This is a genomic window from Pseudomonas sp. GW821-FHT02A11, assembly GCF_059421985.1.
Genome location: NZ_JBWKWB010000060.1, coordinates 1 through 882, shown reverse-complemented (window position 1 = coordinate 882; position 882 = coordinate 1). Strand labels below are relative to the sequence as shown.

The 882-nt window shown below is 50.2% G+C and carries 2 tRNA genes and 2 rRNA genes; all 4 read right to left on the bottom strand.

The window, feature by feature from the left end:
- Nucleotides 1-216: ribosomal RNA gene (locus AC07V9_RS29635) — 23S ribosomal RNA — on the bottom strand; the annotation flags it as partial.
- A gap of 230 nt (nucleotides 217-446) precedes the next feature.
- Nucleotides 447-522 (bottom strand) — tRNA-Ala (locus tag AC07V9_RS29630).
- 124 nt (nucleotides 523-646) lie between these two features.
- Nucleotides 647-723 (bottom strand) — tRNA-Ile (locus AC07V9_RS29625).
- 93 nt (nucleotides 724-816) lie between these two features.
- A 16S ribosomal RNA gene (locus AC07V9_RS29620) occupies nucleotides 817-882 on the bottom strand; the annotation flags it as partial.

The window sequence follows — 882 nt, the reverse complement described above, 5'->3', positions numbered from 1 at the left end:
TCCTCAGGGTACTTAGATGTTTCAGTTCCCCTGGTTCGCCTCGCAAGCCTATGTATTCAGCTTGAGATAACTGTCTTGTGACAGCTGGGTTCCCCCATTCAGACACCTCCGGATCACAGTCTGTTTGCCGACTCCCCGAAGCTTTTCGCAGGCTACCACGTCTTTCATCGCCTCTGACTGCCAAGGCATCCACCGTATGCGCTTCTTCACTTGACCATATAACCCCAAGCAATCTGGTTATACTGTGAAGACGACATTCGCCGAAAGTTTGCATTCACAAACTTTACCTTAGCCTGAAGAACCACCAGTGAAAGTGGCCTTCAGTCTATCTTTCTATCACATACCCGAATTTTTAAAGAACGATCTAATCAAAGACTAGAAATCAACATTCATCACCCAGCGGATGGAATGCTCATTTCTAAGCTTTCAGATTCAGAAGCAGTAAATGGTGGAGCCAAGCGGGATCGAACCGCTGACCTCCTGCGTGCAAGGCAGGCGCTCTCCCAGCTGAGCTATGGCCCCGTATCGCTACAGGATCTACCACAAAATTGGTGGGTCTGGGCAGATTCGAACTGCAAAAAACCTGACCTCACCGCTCTCTACCTTGGAGGCGGGGTGCGCTCTATCCAAATACTCACCAGGCAACTGGTGGGTCTGGGCAGATTCGAACTGCCGACCTCACCCTTATCAGGGGTGCGCTCTAACCAACTGAGCTACAGACCCGAATCGGGTGCAAAGCAAAAGCTGCTTCTAATCGTCTTCTTCAATGAATCAAGCAATTCGTGTGGGAACTTGCGAAGAAGCTGAGTCTTCGATTAAGGAGGTGATCCAGCCGCAGGTTCCCCTACGGCTACCTTGTTACGACTTCACCCCAGTCATGAA